At 63.4% G+C, this 18705-nt stretch carries 17 protein-coding genes; 9 read left to right on the top strand and 8 right to left on the bottom strand.

The window, feature by feature from the left end; translation table 11 throughout:
• Positions 1-26: 26 nt before the first annotated feature.
• Positions 27-989 (bottom strand): choloylglycine hydrolase, encoded by a 963-nt coding sequence (gene bsh, locus B5F89_RS03400; RefSeq protein ID WP_087430401.1) that lies wholly within the window; start codon positions 987-989, stop codon positions 27-29.
• Positions 990-1225: 236 nt separating this feature from the next.
• Between bsh and B5F89_RS03395 the strand changes: the two genes are divergently transcribed.
• Positions 1226-3229: a glycoside hydrolase family 2 TIM barrel-domain containing protein gene (locus tag B5F89_RS03395; protein WP_087430400.1), complete on the top strand. Its 2004-nt coding sequence runs from the start codon at positions 1226-1228 to the stop codon at positions 3227-3229.
• Between the two features lie 37 nt (positions 3230-3266).
• Here B5F89_RS03395 and B5F89_RS03390 read toward each other — a convergent pair whose 3' ends face one another.
• Complete coding sequence (locus B5F89_RS03390) at positions 3267-5423, bottom strand: Tex family protein (RefSeq protein ID WP_087430399.1); 2157 nt, start codon at positions 5421-5423, stop codon at positions 3267-3269.
• Positions 5424-5627: 204 nt separating this feature from the next.
• On the opposite strand from B5F89_RS03390, the gene B5F89_RS03385 reads away from it, so the two are divergent.
• The gene (locus tag B5F89_RS03385; protein WP_087430398.1) at positions 5628-6434 is read left to right on the top strand and encodes a tyrosine-protein phosphatase; all 807 of its coding nucleotides are present in this window, start codon (positions 5628-5630) and stop codon (positions 6432-6434) included.
• Positions 6435-6553: 119 nt separating this feature from the next.
• Positions 6554-7942: a hypothetical protein gene (locus B5F89_RS03380; RefSeq protein ID WP_239286655.1), complete on the top strand. Its 1389-nt coding sequence runs from the start codon at positions 6554-6556 to the stop codon at positions 7940-7942.
• 23 nt (positions 7943-7965) lie between these two features.
• Here B5F89_RS03380 and B5F89_RS03375 read toward each other — a convergent pair whose 3' ends face one another.
• From B5F89_RS03375 to B5F89_RS03360, 4 genes are all read right to left on the bottom strand, one after another.
• Positions 7966-8307 (bottom strand): arsenate reductase family protein, encoded by a 342-nt coding sequence (locus B5F89_RS03375; RefSeq protein ID WP_087430397.1) that lies wholly within the window; start codon positions 8305-8307, stop codon positions 7966-7968.
• Positions 8308-8542: 235 nt separating this feature from the next.
• Positions 8543-9505, bottom strand: a complete 963-nt coding sequence (locus B5F89_RS03370) for a tRNA-dihydrouridine synthase family protein (protein ID WP_087430396.1) — start codon at positions 9503-9505, stop codon at positions 8543-8545.
• Between the two features lie 54 nt (positions 9506-9559).
• The gene (locus B5F89_RS03365; protein ID WP_087430395.1) at positions 9560-10048 is read right to left on the bottom strand and encodes a hypothetical protein; all 489 of its coding nucleotides are present in this window, start codon (positions 10046-10048) and stop codon (positions 9560-9562) included.
• A 410-nt stretch (positions 10049-10458) separates the two neighbouring features.
• Positions 10459-11733, bottom strand: a complete 1275-nt coding sequence (locus B5F89_RS03360) for an ATP-binding protein (RefSeq protein WP_087430394.1) — start codon at positions 11731-11733, stop codon at positions 10459-10461.
• Between the two features lie 370 nt (positions 11734-12103).
• Here B5F89_RS03360 and B5F89_RS03355 point away from each other — a divergent pair, with 370 nt between their 5' ends.
• Positions 12104-12637: a hypothetical protein gene (locus tag B5F89_RS03355; protein ID WP_143758331.1), complete on the top strand. Its 534-nt coding sequence runs from the start codon at positions 12104-12106 to the stop codon at positions 12635-12637.
• Here B5F89_RS03355 and B5F89_RS03350 read toward each other — a convergent pair.
• Complete coding sequence (locus B5F89_RS03350; protein WP_087430392.1) at positions 12610-14547, bottom strand: ferrous iron transporter B; 1938 nt, start codon at positions 14545-14547, stop codon at positions 12610-12612. The two genes, B5F89_RS03355 and B5F89_RS03350, sit on opposite strands and share 28 nt — an antisense overlap.
• Positions 14544-14768, bottom strand: a complete 225-nt coding sequence (locus B5F89_RS03345; protein WP_087185829.1) for a FeoA family protein — start codon at positions 14766-14768, stop codon at positions 14544-14546. Before B5F89_RS03345 ends, B5F89_RS03350 begins: the two co-directional genes overlap by 4 nt.
• 169 nt (positions 14769-14937) lie before the next feature.
• Here B5F89_RS03345 and B5F89_RS03340 point away from each other — a divergent pair, with 169 nt between their 5' ends.
• The 5 genes from B5F89_RS03340 to B5F89_RS03320 all read left to right on the top strand — a co-directional run bounded on the left by B5F89_RS03340 (position 14938) and on the right by B5F89_RS03320 (position 18701).
• Positions 14938-15969, top strand: a complete 1032-nt coding sequence (locus B5F89_RS03340; RefSeq protein ID WP_087430391.1) for an AraC family transcriptional regulator — start codon at positions 14938-14940, stop codon at positions 15967-15969.
• A gap of 100 nt (positions 15970-16069) precedes the next feature.
• Positions 16070-16861 (top strand): AraC family transcriptional regulator, encoded by a 792-nt coding sequence (locus tag B5F89_RS03335; RefSeq protein ID WP_087430390.1) that lies wholly within the window; start codon positions 16070-16072, stop codon positions 16859-16861.
• Positions 16862-17117: 256 nt separating this feature from the next.
• On the top strand, positions 17118-17492 hold the full coding sequence (locus tag B5F89_RS03330) for a heavy metal-associated domain-containing protein (RefSeq protein WP_087430389.1): 375 nt from the start codon (positions 17118-17120) through the stop codon (positions 17490-17492).
• A 12-nt stretch (positions 17493-17504) separates the two neighbouring features.
• Positions 17505-18035 (top strand): DUF6796 family protein, encoded by a 531-nt coding sequence (locus B5F89_RS03325; protein WP_087430388.1) that lies wholly within the window; start codon positions 17505-17507, stop codon positions 18033-18035.
• Positions 18036-18401: 366 nt separating this feature from the next.
• Positions 18402-18701 carry a DUF6110 family protein gene (locus B5F89_RS03320; RefSeq protein WP_204207611.1) on the top strand — a complete coding sequence of 100 codons (300 nt, stop codon included), beginning with the start codon at positions 18402-18404 and terminating at the stop codon, positions 18699-18701.
• The last annotated feature ends 4 nt before the right edge of the window (positions 18702-18705 follow it).

Below are 18705 nucleotides of genomic sequence, written 5' to 3'. Positions count from 1 at the left end.
GCATCGCACCCGCCGGCCGCATGGCGCTACGCCGCAGAGAGAATCTGCAGCTCCTGGGAGTTTAGGTTGCACGAAGAGAGCGGATAGGCAGCGATGCGCGGGTTCTCGTACGTCGCATGGTAATAGGTGAGGGTGTTTGCCGAGAAGCAGCTCGTGTAAAGCGTCTTTTCCCATGCGCCCTGGGCAGTGCGGGCGGCGCCCATGGGCACTGCGACCGAACCAAGCGTGCGGAAGAGGCGCACGACGTTTGCCGCCTCGCCGGTTTCGGTCGGATAGTGATTGTTCACAAAGGCCGCCTTGATGAAACGCGAGGGGCCGCTGTAGTCACCGGGGATCCCGTGCATGCCCACGCCCGTGCCAAAGGGGGCGAGCGTTGCCTCTCCCCACGCGGCTGCCTTGGGGTCGTCCACGTTGAGCGTGAGGTAGTTGCGCAGGTTCTCGCGCTGCCAACCAAAATCGGGCTCGTTGGTGAGCGTGTCAACGTCGTTTTCCCACACGCGCAGCCCGTCGTCCAGGCACTCGACCGCAAGGCTGCCCGTTGCATCGGCGATAAGCCAGTGGAGTTTTGCCACCGGCAGCGCTTCGTTCACGGGCTTTGCCACCACGGTCACATCGGCGAGCGCGTCGCGAACCTCGTCGATAGTCGCAAAGTTGCGGGCGATCCAGAACGGGAACTCGTAGGCCGCCACGTTGGTGCGTCCCACCACGGGCGCTTTGGCGTAGCGGGCGCTCTGCGGGAAGTTGAGACCCGCGACGGCAAGGCCCGCGTCGTTGCCGCAGTCAAAATAGAGCGGCACGTCGTCCACCACAATACCCATGCCAATGACAGCGTGGCCCCATTCGAGATCTGTCGAGCGGCTGAACGCCCCGGGGACCTTTGCCGCGTGGGGCGTCACCACCACGCGTTCGCCATAGCCCTGGGTCCAATCGAGGTTGCGGCCAAAGAACATCTTTCCCGCCGCGTCGGTAAAGCGGATGCCCGTGCACATAGGGCACGCCCCTTTCTCGCCCGTCGCACCCAAAAGGCCTCCGAGCGCCTGGATAGTAGATACTCCCCTCTTACCCGTCCCTTGCGCGAGAAGACTGAAACGAAGCTTACATAAGGCTTGCGAATCAGCAAACACCGCGGCATGCGGGCGACAAGATAGCTGCGTGCTGATAGCGCACCGGGCGTGCTGGGTAGGATGCCAAACAAGCACTATCTGCGGAAAAGGGGTCGGTTTCCATGCTGGATATCAAGCGCGCGCTCGACAGCGCCAAGGTGCCCGAGCGTACCGAGACACGCTCTCTCTTTACACCTTGGGGCGATGCGATCCTGCGCGCGGGGGACGCCGCCCAGATTCTGCCCGAGCACCCGCGGCCGACGATGATACGCGAGCGCTACACGATGCTAAACGGCATGTGGGACTACGCCATCGTGCCTACCGGGCGTGCGCGGACAAGCGCCCTCGACATCGACGAGGCGCTCGAGGTGGTTGCCACAGCCGAGCCCCCACGCACCTGGCAGGGACGCATCCGGGTACCCTTCTCCCCCGAGACGGCTCTCTCCGGTGTTGAGCGGCGACTGCAGCCAGACGAACTCCTTTGGTACCGCGTGGCCGCACCCGTGCCGGCGCTCGGCGAGCACGAACGGCTCATCCTCCACTTTGAAGCGGTCGACTGGGTCTGCGCGGTGCACGTAAACGGGCATCTTGCCGCCACGCATGCCGGTGGCTACCTGCCCATCGACATCGACATCACACCCTACCTTGCCTGGGGTGCCGGGGGCCATATGTCAATCACGGTCTGCGTCTACGACCCCTCGGACGCGGGCGTGCAGCCACGAGGCAAGCAGCGCCTCGCCCCCGGGGGCATTTGGTACACCGCCCAGAGCGGCATCTGGCAAAGCGTCTGGTACGAGGTGGTGCCTCAGACCTATCTCACCGCGCTTGCCCTCGAGGGCGATGCGCAGGGCAACCTCACCATCGATGCGGAGGCGCGCACCGACACCGAGCTCGCTATAGACGTGGCGCTGAACCTTGACGTCGAGGTCATCGCTCAGGACGGGGCCCTCGCCGCGCATGTGCTCCTTCCCTTCGAGCGGCGCGCGGCGCTGGCGGCCGCCCCCTCGACGGAGGGGTTCGGCACCGTCACACAGGCTACGGGCACTCGGCGGCGTCTGCGCGCGACCATAGCCCTCGACGCGCCGCACCTATGGTCGCCCGAGGACCCGTATCGCTATCGCGTCGACGTCGCGCTCACCGCACCGGGCTCTGGCGCCGACGCCGACCGCGTGCGCAGCTATACCGCGTTTCGCACCGTAGAGGTTGCCCGCGACGAGGCAGGTGTGCCCCGCGTCCACCTGAACGGCAAGCCCATCCTGCTCAGGGGTGTGCTCGACCAGGGCTACTGGGCGGAGGGCCTCATGACCGCCCCGTCTGACGAGGCGCTCGTCAACGATATCGTTGCCATGAAGCGCGCAGGCTTCAACATGATGCGCAAGCACCTCAAGATCGAGAGCGCGCGCTGGTACTACCACTGTGACCGCCTTGGCATGCTCGTCTGGCAAGATGCCGTCTCGGGCGGCGGCGCCTACAGCCTCTGGCACACGAGCCGCAAACCCACCGTCTTCAAGGTGACGTGGGGGCGCTACCGCGACGATATCCCCCACCACCGCGTCGCGCTCGCCGCAGACGACACGCGCTACCAACTGGAGTGGACAGCGACCTGCGCCGATATGGTCCGCCATCTCAAAGGCCACCCCTCCATCATCGCCTGGTCGCTCTTTAACGAGGCGTACGGTCAATTCGACGCGCGCGCCGCAGCGGAGCTCGTCCATACCATCGACCCCACACGCCCCATCGACGCGGTGAGCGGCTGGTACGACCAGCGCTGCGGTGACTTCCTCTCGCATCACAACTACTTCCGCCCGCTCACGGCGGACCGCGACCGGGCGCGCCTGGCAGGCTATGTGTGCGAGCGCGGCTACCGTGCCTTTATGCTCTCCGAATTTGGCGGCTGGGCCCAGCCCATCGCCGAGCACCGTTTCTCGACGGCAACCTATGGTTATGGCGACTTCCCCTCGCTCGACGCCTGGCGCGACGCCGTGCACGGCTCGCTCGACCAGGCAGAGGCTCTGTGGGAGCGGGGCCTCGCAGGTTTTGTCTACACGCAGGTGAGCGACGTAGAGGACGAATCCAACGGAATCCTCACCTTTGACCGGCGTATCAACAAGCTCGAAGACGACTGACCGCCCCCGCCCGACGGCAGGGGCGGTGCCGCCCGGACTACTTGCCTGGCACCATGGTGAGCGAGATCTTGCCGCGGTCGCGATCGACCTTTTCGACCCAGACCTTGACGGTATCGCCCACCGCGACCACGTCGCTCGGGTGCTTGACAAAGCGGCGCGACAGCTTGGAGATGTGCACGAGTCCGTCCTGGTGCACGCCCACATCCACAAAGGCGCCAAAGTCCACCACATTGCGCACCGTGCCGGTGAGCTCCATACCCACCTCGAGGTCGTCGATGGTGAGCGCGGCGCGGCTAAAGACCACCTCGGGCGCGTCGTCGCGTGGGTCGCGCCCCGGCTTCTCAAGCTCGGAGACAATGTCGATGAGCGTAAGGATGCCGCAGCCGAGCTCGCCAGCGAGCGAGGCGACGCTGCCCACACGCTGGTTGATGTCGGCGACACCGCCGCGGGCGAGCTCATTGGCCGTCACACCCGCACGCTCAAGCACAGCACGCGCGACCTCGTAGCTCTCCGGATGGACGCTTGTGGCGTCGAGCGGATTGTCGCCGCCCGTGATGCGCAAAAAGCCCGCCGCATTCTCAAAGGCCTTGGGTCCGAGCTTGGGTACCTTGAGGAACTCTCGGCGGTTGCGGAAGCGCCCGTGCTCCTCACGGTAGGCCACGATGTTTTTGGCAACAGCCGGCGTGATGCCCGAGACGTAGCCGAGCAAGCTTGCGCTCGCCGTGTTGACGTCCACGCCCACGCGATTCACGACGTCCTCAACCACGTTACCGAGCGCGCGGGAGAGTTCTGCCTGGTCAAGGTCATGCTGGTACTGCCCCACGCCGATGGACTGGGGCGGGATCTTCACGAGTTCCGCGAGCGGGTCCTGCAGGCGACGCCCCAGGCTCATGGCGCCGCGCGTGGTGACGTCAAGCTCGGGATACTCCTCGCTCGCGAGCTCGCTTGCCGAGTAGACCGAGGCCCCAGCCTCGTTGACGATGGTATAGCGGAGCTCGGGCGCAGACCCGGCAATGAAGTCCGACACCACGGCCTCCGTCTCGCGGCTCGCCGTGCCGTTACCGATAACGATGGTGTTGATCGCATACTTCTTGGTGAGGCGCGCGAGTTCACGCTTGGTACCCGCCTCGTCGCGGCGCGGCGGCGTGGGGTACACCACGCCGTGGTCGAGGAGCTTGCCCGTCTCGTCAAGCACGGCAACCTTGCAGCCCGTACGGTAGCCGGGGTCGAGCGCAATCACGCGCGCACCGCGCACGGGTCGGGCGGAGAGTAGGCTCTCGAGGTTCTTCGCGAACACGTGGATGGCGTCCATCTGAGCGCGCACCGTAAGGCGTGCGCGGAGCTCGCGCTCAAGCGAGGGCGCCATAAGCCGCTTGTACCCGTCGGCAATGGCGGCGTCGAGCACGGGTGCGAACACGCCCTGGCGGCGGGGCCAACGCGCGCCCAGACGCGCCACGGCGGCCTCGCCGTCCACGCGCACCCGCACGCGGAGCCTCTCCTCGCGCTCGCCACGGTCGATGGCAAGCACGCGGTGGTTGGGAATCTTGCGCGCCGGCTCGGCGTAATCGTAGTAGGGCTCGTAGGGCGTCTTCTCGTCCGCATCCGTCGCAACGGACACGATATCCGCCGTGTTCTCCGTAAAGGAGCGCATATCGGCAACGTTCTCGGCATCCTCCGCCACGGTCTCTGCCACAATGTCGGAGGCGCCGGCGAGCACCTTATCGGGCGTGTCATACCCGGCCTCAGCCGCTTCAAGCGTCATGAAGCGCGATGCCTCGTCAAGCGCCGTCCCCTTGGTCTTCACCTGCATGATGATCATGTTGGCAAGCGGCTCGAGCCCCGCCTCGCGTGCCTTCTGCGCGCGCGTCTGGCGCTTCTTGCGGAAGGGCTTGTAGAGGTCCTCCACGCGCTGGAGCTGAGTGGCGGCGCGAATCTCTGCCTCGAGCTCGGGCGTGAGCTTGCCCTGCGCGCCGATGAGCGTGATCACATCGTCTTTGCGCTGCTCAAGATTGCGAAGGTAGGTGAGCCGATCGTCGAGCGTGCGGAGCGCAACGTCGTCCATGCCGCCCGTGGCCTCTTTGCGGTAGCGGGCGATAAAGGGGATGGTCGCCCCCTCATCGATAAGGGCGACCGCCGCCTCGACGGCAGCGGGCTTGAGCGAAAGCTCAGCGGCAAGTGTGGCGATGATATCCATAGACGGACTCCCGTCATATCGCTACCGCGCGGGCGCGCCGCGCGGCCTTTGATTCGTAAAGCCGAACTAGAATACCCGCCCGTGCGGACAGGAGCAAGACTCATCCAAATAGTGCACCCCTCACAACATTCGTATGCGCAACCTCGCATCTGGGCATATGAGAAAGCAGCACTGCGTACGCAACGGGCGAAAGGAACGCTTGCGATGAACACCGAGGCGATGATGAGCTCTCCCACCGAGGCAACCGAGCCGTACCGGGACACGTACGGGGCGATTGCCTTCGAAGGACTTCGCAACACGCGTGACCTCGGCGGTCTTCCTGCCGGCGAGCACCATATTCTGCCTCGGCTCCTGCTGCGCTCCGGCATGCTTGCGCCCGCAACGGATGCGGACCTCACCCGCCTGGGAGAGGTCTATGACGTACGACTCGTAATAGACCTGCGCACTGACGTAGAGGCCGACCGCTGGCCCGACCCCATCGAGGCGCTACCGAATGCCAACCTCGTGCGCCTGCCTGTTTTTCAGATGCCGGACGCGCACAATAAGGAGGCCCTCGATAAACTCGCCGAGCTATCCCGCGACCTCTTGGCGGGAACGGGCGATATCTCGTCCTTTTTCCTCGGCCTCTATCCGCATATCGTACTCGGCGCGGACGGTATTGCCGCATACCGAGGGCTCTTCCAAGCACTGCTTTCGCTCGACGAGGGCGCGGCGCTTTGGCACTGCTCAGCCGGTAAGGACCGCTGCGGCATGGCATCGGTGCTCGTGGAGGCGGCGCTCGGCGTGCCCTGGCACCTTGTCGAGAGGGACTACCTTGCCACCAATGCTTTGCTCGAGGCCAGAAGCGATGCCAAAAGCCCGTTTGACGTTGGCGGCGTCGATATGCGCTACCTCCGCGCCGCGCTCGATGCAATCGAGGAGGCCTACGGATCGCTCGAGGGCTATCTCACCGAGGCGCTCGGCGTGGACGGCGAGGCGCGGGCTGAGCTGCGCGCCCGCTTCACCGCATAGGCCACCTACTCAGCGCCCTTGCGCATCGGACTTCAGGCGCAAAAGCGATTGGCCCGGTTGAACGGTGCCGCAGATTTAGCGACAATACGTGGCAGGTAACTGGCGGCAGGGAGGCGCCCATGTTCCGCATCATCGCCCTCGCGCACACGTACGCATGCGCCACGTCACGCCGGGTCGCCGCTGCCCTGCCTCCCCTTTTCTCGCTCGTCCTCGGTACATTCCTTTGCGTTGCCTCGCTGCTTGCGCTCACCGGCTGCACCAATCTTGGCGAATTCGATAAGGGGGCCGTCATCAGGCAGGCGGAGCGGTATTACGCGCAGAAGTACGACTCAGACGCCACGGTTACCGACCTTTGGGAAGACCGCTCCTACCAGCTCTTCGGTTACCGCTCGCACGGTCAGGCGTTTTGCACTATGTCAGATGGCGCCACGGTACTCGTTGATTTTGAGGAAGGCGTCGTGGGCGACAACCATCAGCAAGACGAGATTGTCTCCGCCTACGAGTGGAAGTACCGCGAAGCCCTCGACCTAGGGAGGGCGCGGCTCGAAGATGCCGGTTATACCGTTTCCCTCGTCCTTATCAACGGCCATTCCCCTTCGGATACGGGCTTCCTTGACGGTTGCATCTCAACAGAAACCTGGTGCAAAAATGAAGACGCTGGCGAGGAATCTGGGTCGTTCTTCTACACCCGCTACACGGGTGACGAGCGGTTCTTCGAAGAAGAGGCCTCTCGTGTAAGCTTGGGGTTCCCCGTTGTCGAGTTTGAGGTCGCAGGCGTTGATGCCGCATACGAGGAGGGCTTTCCCACCGATGCCCCCGAAGAGCCCGGCTGGGTCGACCCCATCGACGAGGCCTGCCGGTCCCTCCTCCCGCTCACCGACGGAGAGCCCGAGACGAGCGTGAAGGTCTTTCAATCGGGCTGGCGCGGGCGCGCCATCGAGGAAAACGGCGAGAGCGGCCTGATCGGCGAGTTGAGCCCGCACGACCACGAGAGCCCCGCCGGTAACTGGCTCATTGTCGAATGGATCTCCCTCGGCAAGGGTGTCTACATCACCTCTCATGAAGATGGGGTGCGCCTGCGTGAAGGCGACGCCATGCTCACCTCGGTTGAGGCACCGTTCACCTTTGATGAACTCAAGGCAAGCGGTAGCCTCGAGGAGCGGAAACAGCGCTCGTACCACCCCGAGGCGTTTGAGACCTACGAGCTTGCCGTATCCTCGGACTTCTTCACTTCGCTACCCGAGCATATTCGGGGTAAGGGCTGGTTCTCGGTAAAGGTTGCCTATGACAACACGGATCCGGAGACCGGACTCACGCAGATGGGCATTACTCCCAGCGCCCTCGAGCCCTCCCTCTACACCATCAAGGACAACCCCGTCACAGAGGACGCAGAGGACGAACCGCCCTTTGAAGTCAACGCGATGCGCACATCGACGCTCTACAACGGCTACCAGTTCCTCACCTGCGCGGTGAGCGATGGCGAATCCCTGCTGTTTGCGCGTATGTAACCGCTGGATCGTTCGCCCAGCAGCTATTCCCAGCTCTTCCAGACATCGGGCTCGTAACCCACGGTTGCCTTGCGGCCGTTACGCACGATGGGCTCGCGGAGCACCTGCTGGTTTTCGAGCAGGGCGTCAAAACGCTGCACCTCCGCGAGGTGCATCACGAGCGCCGCCGCCTCTTCGTCGCGTGCTTTAGGGTTCACCAACGCATCAATACCGCCCACCGCGCGCATCACGCTCTCGAGCTCGCCTTTGCTCATAGGCTTCTCCGCAAGGTTGATGAACTGGAACGGAATCCGGCGCTCCTTGAAGTAGCGCTGCGCCTTCTTGGTATCAAAGCTCTTCTTGGTACCGAAGATCTGGATGTTCATCGTGCTACCTTTCAAAAGACTTGTCTGCCGTCACTTCTCGCACAGATCCGTACCCATTATTTAGCGTACGTCAAACATTGTGTACGGTGAAACTAGTGAAGGGAGCCGTGAACGAAAAACGGTCAACCTCTCTACCAGCTATTTTGTTGAAGACGGCCGGCCTGGCCGACAATCGGCGGAAGTTTCACCATACACAATGTGACCGAGAAAACGTCATGCGGCAGCATCCCGCTCATCAGGAGAGCTGAGAATTGAACCGTGCCACGTCCGCAAGTTCTTGAGTACCAAAGACACGGTCCACCGCAGCTTGATACTCGTCAATTCTGCGCGCCTTCCGCACGGCGCGGTGTACCGCAAGCGGATCGGTGAAGGCGCACTTGGCGTAGAACCACCACTCCTTCATGCGAAAGACCGCGTTGCCGCCTATTTCTTCTCGATAGGCCTCAAAGAGCAGGTTGTGGAAGCGTTCGAGCTCCTCGCGCGTAGCAGCAGCCCCACCGCGAATCATGCGGCCGAGCGCCGGGTTGGCAAGAATGCCACGACCGAGCATCACGTGGCGCGTGGCGGGGTAGGTTGCAACAAGCGCCTCGTAATCCTCAACGTCGAAGATGTCCCCGTTATATGCCACGGGAAACGGCGCCACCGCCAAGGTCTTGCCGTATGCCTCCTGCCTGGGCGCCCCCTGATAGCGGTCCTTTTGGACACGCGGATGCACGATAAGCTCCGCGAGGGGATGTTTGAGGTACATCGCGAGGATGGCCTCGTACTCCGCATCGTCCGCAACACCAATCCGGGTCTTTACCGAGACCGGAAGGGGCGACTCGGCACAAATTCTGTCCAAAAACACATCGAGCTCCTTTAGGCTGCGGAGAAAACCCGAGCCCTTACCCTTAGCGACGACGGTCCCTGAGGGGCAACCTAGGTTGAGGTTAACCTCCCGATAGCCCATCTCGGCCAGAAGTTGAGCGGCCCACACAAACGCTTCGGCATCCTTGGTAAGCAGCTGCGGCACCACGTTGAGGCCGCGGTTGCTCTCGGGATCGATCTCGGCTGCCGCCTTCTTGCCAAAAGCGCTCCCCACATGCGGCGGGGCAAGAAACGGCGTGTAGTAGCGGTCGAGCGCACCAAAACACTCCGCATGCACCCGCCTAAACACATGGCCAGTGAGCCCCTCCATAGGAGCAAGCGACAATATCATCGTCTTATCCGTCTTCTGTTCATCTCTTCGTTCGAGTATCTAAACTGGCTCTTATCAGCGGTTTTGCGGACGCGTCATATCCATAGCGCGATAGAGATCCTCAAAGCCAAGTCCCTTGCGGTCCCGGCAGCGATACCACGTCGCATAGGTGTTCCAGTCAGGAGCAAAAACATGGTTGCAAAGCAGTATCCACAGAGGGATGAACGGGACGAACAACACCCCAGCGAATCCGAGCCATACCGTAACCTTGAGGCTTGCGTCCATGGGAAACGGAAACGCTAGGATAACGACTAGGGCCAGCACCGCGATCGCCGCATAAGCGGCCATTCCACGAATCTGCAGCCTCTTTGCCTTTTCATAACCAGAGACAATGCGCTCGAGCAGCTGCTCGTGACCCCGGCTGAAAGTCCGAAGCGCGTAAGCCAGCATCTCGTTCCGCTCCGCAACCGAGGCGGCAACTCCCGCAGCCGTCGCTATCTCTGAAAAGCCGTCGGGTGCACGCAGCGGGGCATCCGCTGCCCGTTCGTAGAAATCATTGTCCATACGCACTTCCTTCAACTATGAGATGGCTACGTTCGTTGGCGGCAAACATATTGGATAAGTTTAGCATCCGTCCAAAACGCTATAGGGTGATTTGCGTGCGGAAACGACCGTACAGACCGCGCAGGCAACCTCACGACAAAGGGCTCAAAAGACACCTCTCCGGCACGTACGACGAGCGGCAACAACAATGCAAGGCCAACCCCCTGCTTCCGTGCAGGACACAAGGGCTCCACAGTGATCCCTATTGAGCGATTTTGCCGCATGGGGCAATTCCTCTCAACATGAATGATGATTTGTCAGCATACTCCTCCACAGCCGCTGTATCATTCTTCAACATCCGGAAGCTTTTACCCACTCAGCCCTTCAGGACGAGCGGGCAAGAACAGGTCCAAGTAGGCAAGAGCAACTTCTTAGCAGTCCGTCTCAGGAGAGGCGTTCCGCTGCGCCAGCCCGAACGTCCGTCCCTCCCCGATCAGCTCTGTCACGTTCTCGTGCACGATGCCGCTGCGGTGCTGGATGGGGTCGTTGCGCGTGATGACGAACTTGGGCCAGTTGTCCCGTATCTGCTCGAGCGGGCGGTACTCGCGATCCTCGGTCGAGAGGCTATTCATGATGGTCATCGCCACCTGCACGTAGGCGTACTCCATCGCAGGCGACCTCATGACGAAGTCGCACTCGAGCTTGCCGATACGCCCCACGCTCACCTCGTAGCCCAAACTCCGCGCGTAGCTGTACACGATGTTCTCCAGCACGGGCCCGTAGTTGATGCGGTTGTCCGTGTTGAGCGCGAAGTAGAAGCTCAGGTCGGCAAGATAGTACTTCTGCTCACCTCGAAGCGACCTGCGCGACTTCATATCAAAGCGCTCGCAACGTCGTATGATCTTGGCGTCCTCGAGTATCCGAAGGTAGCGGTCCAGCGTCTCGCGCTTAATATGGACACCCTGCTTCGCAAGGTCGTCAAGGATATTAGTCAGGCTTGTCGTTGCCCCAAAATTGTTCGTGATGTACTTTCTGACCGTTTCGAACACGGGCATGTTACGAACTTGAACCCTGCGACGGACGTCCTTCTCCAGAATCTCCTCGACAACGGACTTGACGTAAGCTCGCTTATCGACGAGTGCCTCGTATCCGAGCGCCTTGGGAAAGCCGCCCTCCAAGATGTAAGCATCGAGCTCTACCACGGGATTGGGGTTGACCGACTTGCCGAGAAATACCTTCATGTCCTCGTATTCCTTGAAGGTGAGCGTCTGCATCTCGAACTCGATGTAGCGACCGGTCAGCTTGGTCATGAGCTCGCCCGAAAGCAGGTAGCTGTTAGAGCCGGTGATGAAGATGGACCAACCCCCATCGGTGCGAAAGGCGTTCACAACCTCCTCGTAGCCCCTCACGTTCTGAACCTCGTCAATGAACAGGTATTTCAATCCGTCAGGTGCGCCGGCGGAAGCACTATCGATCGCTGCCTCGAGCTCGTCGGCAGTCTTGACCTTCCGCAGCTTGCGACTGTCGAGATCGAGGTAGACGATGGAAGCCGAGCTGATGCCACTCTCGACGAGCTCTTGGGCAACGGTTTGCATAAGACAGGACTTTCCGCAGCGCCGCACGCCGGTGATGACCTTTATGATCTCGTCATCATGATAGAAGCCCCTAATCTTCCTGAGATAGTTCTCACGTCTGAATAGCTCCACTTCCCACCTCCATCGTCGTGCTTTGCTTCGTTCGTACCCAAGTTAGAGGGTATTTAGCACATAATTTCAATAAATACCCCCTAACTTGAACAGTTAGGCAATGGGAGCCCAAAAGAGACCAGCAAGTTCTTTGAAGAGAGGCACGGGACACAAAAAGACGGCCCCTCTTGCCTTTACGGACAAAAAGGGCCGCTCAGGGGAAGCCTGCCGGCACCGCTTTTTGAGTGAATTGGCCTAACCGGGCAGAGCCGGAACGCGTGGAAAACGCCTCGGGAGCATGTCGGCGATACCACCCCTAGCCGGGGCGCTGGCCAAGGGCTATGTGGGCCGGGGCGGTGCGCCCCGGCCCGCGCCTCCCCACGAAGACCGTGTGCTATGCACCCGCTGCGCGCTGGGAGATGCTCCAGCCGAGGCTCTCGGCCTGGATGCGGACGAGGCGGGCGTAGAGGCCGCCCGCTGCCATGAGCGCGGCGTGCGCGCCCCGCTCGGCCACGCGGCCGTCGTCGAACACCACGACGGGGCGCTTAACGAGATCGCGCGCACGAACCCTGCGGCCCCGGGGGCGGGGCTCGTCTACGAGGGGGCGGCGAGGATGCTGCTCGGCTCCCTCGTCGGCACCGCGGTCGCGGCCCTGCCCGAGGACCGCCGGGCGCGGGTCGGGATCCTCGCCGCCATGGAGCTCGCGAACTCACGTTGGCGCGATGGCGCGAGGCAGGAGGAGGCGGCATCGGTCGCCGGCATGGGACTTACCAGGTTCAAAAGCTTCTTCAAGCAGGCGACCGCAGGCACATCCGGTAATCGGAACCCCTCGGATGCCGCGGCGCGCCACACTTTGCTCGCCCTATCGCACCAGCCCTTCCCCTCAGGCCCAACCCGCTACAAGAACAGTGCGCTCACGTGGTAGACGACGCACCCCAACAGCAGAGAGCAGCAGATGTAGAAGAGCGCCGTGATGACAGTCCACTTGGTCGAGTGCACCTCACCCCAGGTCGCCGACACGCTCGCCGCGCACGGCATGTTGAACGTGAACGCGAAGATGAACGCGAGCGCCTCGGGAGCCGAGATGGCCTGCGCCATGACCTCGCCGATGTTCGACGCCGCCGCGGCGGCGCCGGTCATGACGCCCACGAGCACGGCGTTGGGCGTCGCGGCACCCGTGAAGAGCCCCGAGAGCACCCCGAGCGCGGACTCCTTGAGCACGAGGGCGCACAACCACGCGGTGAATGTCTGCCAACCCATGCCGAAGAAGCGCGTGACCGGCTCGATGGCGGTACCGAGCGCGTAGAGCACCGACCCCTCGACGCTGCCGGTCGCGGTGTAGGTAAGCGCCCAAATCGCGAAGGCGAAGAGGGCGACGACCCGGATGGCTCGCACGAACATCTGTCGGCTCTTGAGCAGGGCGCCGCGCGCGACGTTGCCCAGATGCGGCCGATGGTACGGAGGAAGCTCCATGACCATGCCGGCGCGCTCCCCCTTGGCCACCAGGCGCGGCCCGAACACCCTGCCCACGAGCCACATGATGAGAATCGTCACGGCGAAGATGCCCACGATCACGAGCGGCGCGCCGGCCACGCCGAAGAACGCCACGGCGAGCACCGGAACCACGCCCCAGGTCGAGCCGCACGGGATGGCCCAGGCCATCATCACCGTGAGCATGCGCTGGCCCCACGAGTCGATGACGCGCGAACCCGACACGCCGCCCATCGTGCAGCCGAGGCACATGAGGAAGGGCATGAGCGACTTGCCCTGCAACCCGAAGCGCGCCATGGTGTGGTCGAACACGTAGGAGATGCGCGCCATGTAGCCCGCCTCCTCGTAGAGGCCGAACACGAGGTTGATGCCGAAGACGTAGCCCACCATCATGGTGCCGAAGCACAAACTGTTGAACACCACGCCCGCGAGGAAGCTGCCCAGAACATCGGGGGCGCCCGCCTGCGCGAGCGCGCCCGCCACGACCTGCCCGAGCGACGAGATGGCGCCGCCGAGCATCATGATGGGAATAGCCGGCACGAACGCCAGGATGAACCCGAGCAAGATCATGCCGATGGTGATGGGCTTCGACCAGCGCGAGCCCGTGACCACGCGATCGAAGCGCGAAAGCGCGTGCGGGCGCGCGGGCGCCTCCACCGCTCCGTCGAGCAGCCCCTCGATCCAGGCGAACTTCGCTGCGGCCGTGCCCTGGATCGTGTCGGGGGCGGCAGCGATCCCCTCGCGCAGGTGCGCGCCATCCACGACGGAACGCTCGCGCACCGTGCGTGCAAGCGCGTCAAGCAGCGCGCCGTATCCCTCGGGGCGCGAGGCGACGAGCGGCACCACAGGAACGCCCAGCCGCCGCGCGATAAGGACGGCGTCGATCCGCTTGCCCTGGTTCTCGGCGACGTCCATGAGGTTGAGGGCGAGCAGGCACGGCTGCTCCGGGCACGCCGCAACGAAGTCGGCGAGCATGTAGAGGCTGCGCTCGAGCTGCGACGCGTCGGCCATCACGAGCACGATGTCGGCAGCGCCCGATGCGAGGTAGTCGCGCGTCACCTCCTCTTCGGGCGAGTTGGCCGCGAGCCCGTACGAGCCGGGGAGGTCGACGACCTGGAACGCCGTGCCGCCGCGCTCGAACGTCCCCTCCTTCCGCTCCACGGTCTTGCCGGGCCAGTTGCCCACGTGCTGGCGCGCCCCCGTGAGCCCGTTGAAGAGCGTCGACTTGCCCGAGTTGGGCTGGCCGAGCAGCGCGACCGTGACGCCGCCCGCCGCCTTGCGGGCGGCGGGCGCCTTCGCGCCTCCCGCCGCGGGGCAGGAAGCCGCACATCTCTCGCAGCTCATGCGACCACCTCCACCTCGATGCGCACGCAGTCGCCGCGATCGAGCGCCACGTCGCTGTCGCGCACGTGCACAAGCACGGGCCGGTTCTTGACGTTTTGCAGGACCTCGACGGCGCATCCCTCCGTCAGCCCGATGGCCGTGACGCGCGAGACGAACCGGTCGTCGCCGGATACGGATGCGATACGGGCAGAAAGCCCCGTCGCCACATCGCATAGTCTCATGGAATCGCTCCTTTCCTTGAACGGGCATGACGCCCGCGGCCACCAAAGTAAGCCTGGAACGTATGCCCCCTCAACTCCGCGATGTAGGTTCAGCTCCAAATCTCATCAAGTTAGATAAAATAAACTTTTGAGACGAATGGGGCTGGACTGCGCGAACGGGAGATAGCCTATGGGGAACGCACCCTTCACCGATACGGAGAGCAACCGGGGGACGCGCCTGCGCGTCGCCTCCGGCGTCGAGCTCGTCCAAGACGCCGACGGCGTCTACGAGCTGGTGCTGTCGCACCCGGTCGGGAGCGGGTGCATGCGAGGCCGACCCCTGTCGCGCGACCTGTTCGTCGCCAACGTCGACTTCGCGTGCGAGCGGTGCCCCAACGTCCCAGAGGCCCCGTCCGTCCCCCTCCCCGCGTTCTCGCGGGGCAAATGGCTGACGATAAACCTGTGCCACGAGGGCCGCTGCGAGGTCGACGTCCCGAGCGGGGGTCTGGCGACGGTCTCGGCCGGCGAGGTGTGCATCAGCTGCTCGCAGGAGCGCCCCGCCGAGTTCCGGTACCCCTCGGGACGCTACCGGGGCGTCGAGGTGTTCGTGAACACGCGTATCGCTCGATCGCCACTTTTCTCGCTGCTCGATGACGAGGATGCCGTCGAGGCCATCGCGCGACAGGCGGGCAGCGCCGCCGTGCTCAGCGGCGACGGCGAGCTCAACGAGCATATGAGACGCATCGCCGCCCTCGTCGAAGCACCCGACAGGGCTCTGGCCACCTACGAGGTTCTCGGCTTGCTGCTTGGCCTCCAACGTCGCGACCTCTCCTGCGCCAGACCCCGCTTCATCCTCACACGCACCCAGATGCGCATCGTTGCCGCCGTGCACGACGAGCTCGAGGGCTCTCTCGACTGTGCCCACGACGCCCGCGTGCTAGCGTCGGAGTTCGGTGTGAGCGCGGCGACACTCAACCAGTACTTCTCGCGGGCATACGGGAGCACTGTCGCGGGGTACCTCCGCAAGCGGCGCATGGAGGTCGCCGCCGCCCTGCTTGCCAGGGGAATGCGCGTCGCCGAAGCCGCCGTGCGCGTCGGCTACGCGAACCCGAGCAAGTTCTCCTCCGCGTTCAAGAGGGAATACGGAACCGCACCGAGCGAGTGGAGGCGGCGTCGATTCGGCGAGAGGGAGGGCGTTCACGAAGTCAAGGGGGAGTTCTAGGAACGCTAACGCGCGGCGGCTTGCCGGCGGCATGGTCACCGAGCCGAATCATTTTTGACCCCGAGATACTCAAGCCCGTTCGGGCAGGGGCCGAACGGGCTTGAGCGACCTTCAATCCCCGTCGGTCAACAAGGCCCTCATCCGCCTCCGTGCGCGCGCAAGGCTGTACTTCACGGCGCGCTCGGAGCACCCCTCGCGACGGGCGATCTCCCTGACCGGGAGGCGCACGACGGTATGGGACTTCTCGTTCCCCTGCGCCTTCTACGAAGGCGTCGAGCTGTTCCTTCATCGGAGCAGCCTTGCCCGCCCGCCCGAGTTCTTCGCCGCGTGCGGCGTCAACTTGAACGAAATCGCCGCACATCTGAGGGCTGGACGCATAAGGAACTGGACGAGGGCAGCAGCGCCGGAGGAATCCCGGCTGTTTCGTGAGCTTATACCAAGCGCGGGAGATTTCGAGCATGCGCGACTCCGCCTCACGATACCCTTGCTTCTGCTCCGCATCGCAGGCTCTGGGGCGCCGCGCCGGGAGAGCGAGTCTGCCATCTACTCGAGGCGTCAGGTCGACATCGCGAAGCGCGCGGAGGCTTTATTGACGGATGACATCAGCCGGCGTAGGAGCATCGCCGAGGTGGCGGCCCTCCTCGGCGTGAGACCAACCACGCTGAAAGGGTATTTCAAGGGAGTGCATGGGGTGTGCATATCGGACTACCTCTTGGACGTCCGCATGAGCCGGGCAGAGAAGCTGCTCAAACACGGTGATTCGCCGGTGGCTGACATTGCGCACGCCGTGGGTTACGCGAACGTGGGCAAGTTCTGCGAGGCATTCAGACGGAAGTTCGGCATGACGCCGCTGAAATACCGTTTTCAAACTAGAAGCGCTGCACACGCGTAATCTCGGCAAAACCGGCGGGCTCGCACTTTACCCGCGCAACGTTCGCGAACGTCGCCTAAAGCGGCCTGGCTCTCGCACGGGCAGCGCCTTCGCCTGTGCGGCCGTTGTTTGCGAAGCCGACCGAACCTTGCGCGCGCTACACCCTCCTGCTCGAAATACTTCTTTCGAACGTGCGGTTCCAAGCTCTCCGAGAGTATACTAAGGCTAACATTTTATACAAGAGCGAGCCATCTCGTTCGAATGGAAGGAGCGCATCATGGCAGATTTCATCATCGTCGCAGCCGCCATCGTCCTGGTCGCCGTAATCGCCGTGCGCTATGTGCGTCGAGTTGGCTCCGGCGGTTGCGCCTGCGGCTGCAGCGACAGCGAGCGCGCACCCAAACCAAAGCGGGTCGAAGTCGCGGATACCGACGAGGCGCACTATCCGTATGCCGCGGAGCTCATTATTGGGGGCATGAGCTGCGAGGGGTGCGCGCGCAACGTCGAGAACGCGCTCAACGCGCTCGAGGGCACCTGGGCGCGCGTCGATCTTGGCCGCAATACAGCGCACATTCTGTCGAAGACGCCCATTGACCGCGAAGCCTGCGCACAGGCAGTCCGAGACGCCGGCTATTCCGTGCGCGACCTGTAGGATAGGAGAACCATGCCACTCGTCCTCACATTCATCGCCCTCGGCCTTCTCGGATCGCTGCTCATGTTCGCCGGAGACATGCTGCTCTACTTCACCCCCGGTGTCTACGACATGGACGGTACGCTCAAGCCGTACCTGCACATCATGCGCGATATTCCCGCTGCGCGCGTGCGCGTGGGAGGGGCGCTGGGACCCGTCGCAGCCTTCCTCTACGTGCTCGGTTTTCTGGCACTTCCCCTTATGGCGCGCGGCGACCTCGCCTGGCTCGTCTGGCTTGCGGCAGCCATCCTTGCCTTCGCGCTCATCTGCGGCGGCGCCTACCACGCGCAGTACGCCTACCTCTCCATCATCGCCAAGGCGGGGCACGAGGATCTCTACGAGGAAGTCTCCGCCAACATCATGCTTCTCATGCGCCTGGCAACGACCCCCATGTACGCCGGGTTCATCCTGTTCGCCATCGCCATCGTGCTCGGGCAGACCGTCTTCCCGGCCTGGTTTGTCGTCTTCACGCCCATCGTGACGAGCTTTTTAGGTCTCGTATAGATGCGCGTGCCACAACCAGCGCGATGCATTCTCTTCGGCGGGTGGAGCAACCTCGTGTTCACGATCATGTTCACCGCGATGCTCATCTGCCTGCTCGCCTAATCACCACCGGACCTATACTATATGCAGACCGTCACGATCGTCTGCGGATCGCTTGTCGGCGGTTCTCCCTCGCCACATCGAACGCCAGCCGCCCGCCGGGAAAGCGCTCCGCCATGGATGCGACCAGCCGTCGCATTCTTTCGAATTCTTGGCGGCAAGTTCTTCCCAATTCGCAAATCACGCCACTCCCCTCCTCAGAGTGAGCTACAGTTAACTTGTAATTGTTTACCAAGGCGTACTGTTGTGCGCGGAGAGGAGTTTCGCATGAGTGCTCTGGGCTTTCTCAAGGGGACGCACGGCCTACTTTTGGGCGCGGGCGTACTGATTGGGTCTGTTGGCGCCAAGGTGCTTACGAGCGACGGGGCGAAACGCGTCTACGTCGAAGCCGTCGCGGCTGGGCTGCGCGCGAAGCAGGCCTGTGAAGACACCGTCGAACGCGCGCGAGCCGAGATGGACGACATCGTCGCCGAAGCCGCGTATCTCAATGAAAGCGTCTACGGCGTCGAGGACGAAGAAGACGGCGCGTCGGATACCGCCGCAGAGACCGTCCCCGCTAAGGCGTAGGCGC

The sequence above is a fragment of the Collinsella sp. An307 genome (assembly GCF_002161805.1).
GTDB lineage: Bacteria > Actinomycetota > Coriobacteriia > Coriobacteriales > Coriobacteriaceae > Coprousia.
The sequence above is the reverse complement of the archived record's forward strand: the minus strand, read 5'-3'. Positions and strand labels throughout refer to the sequence as shown.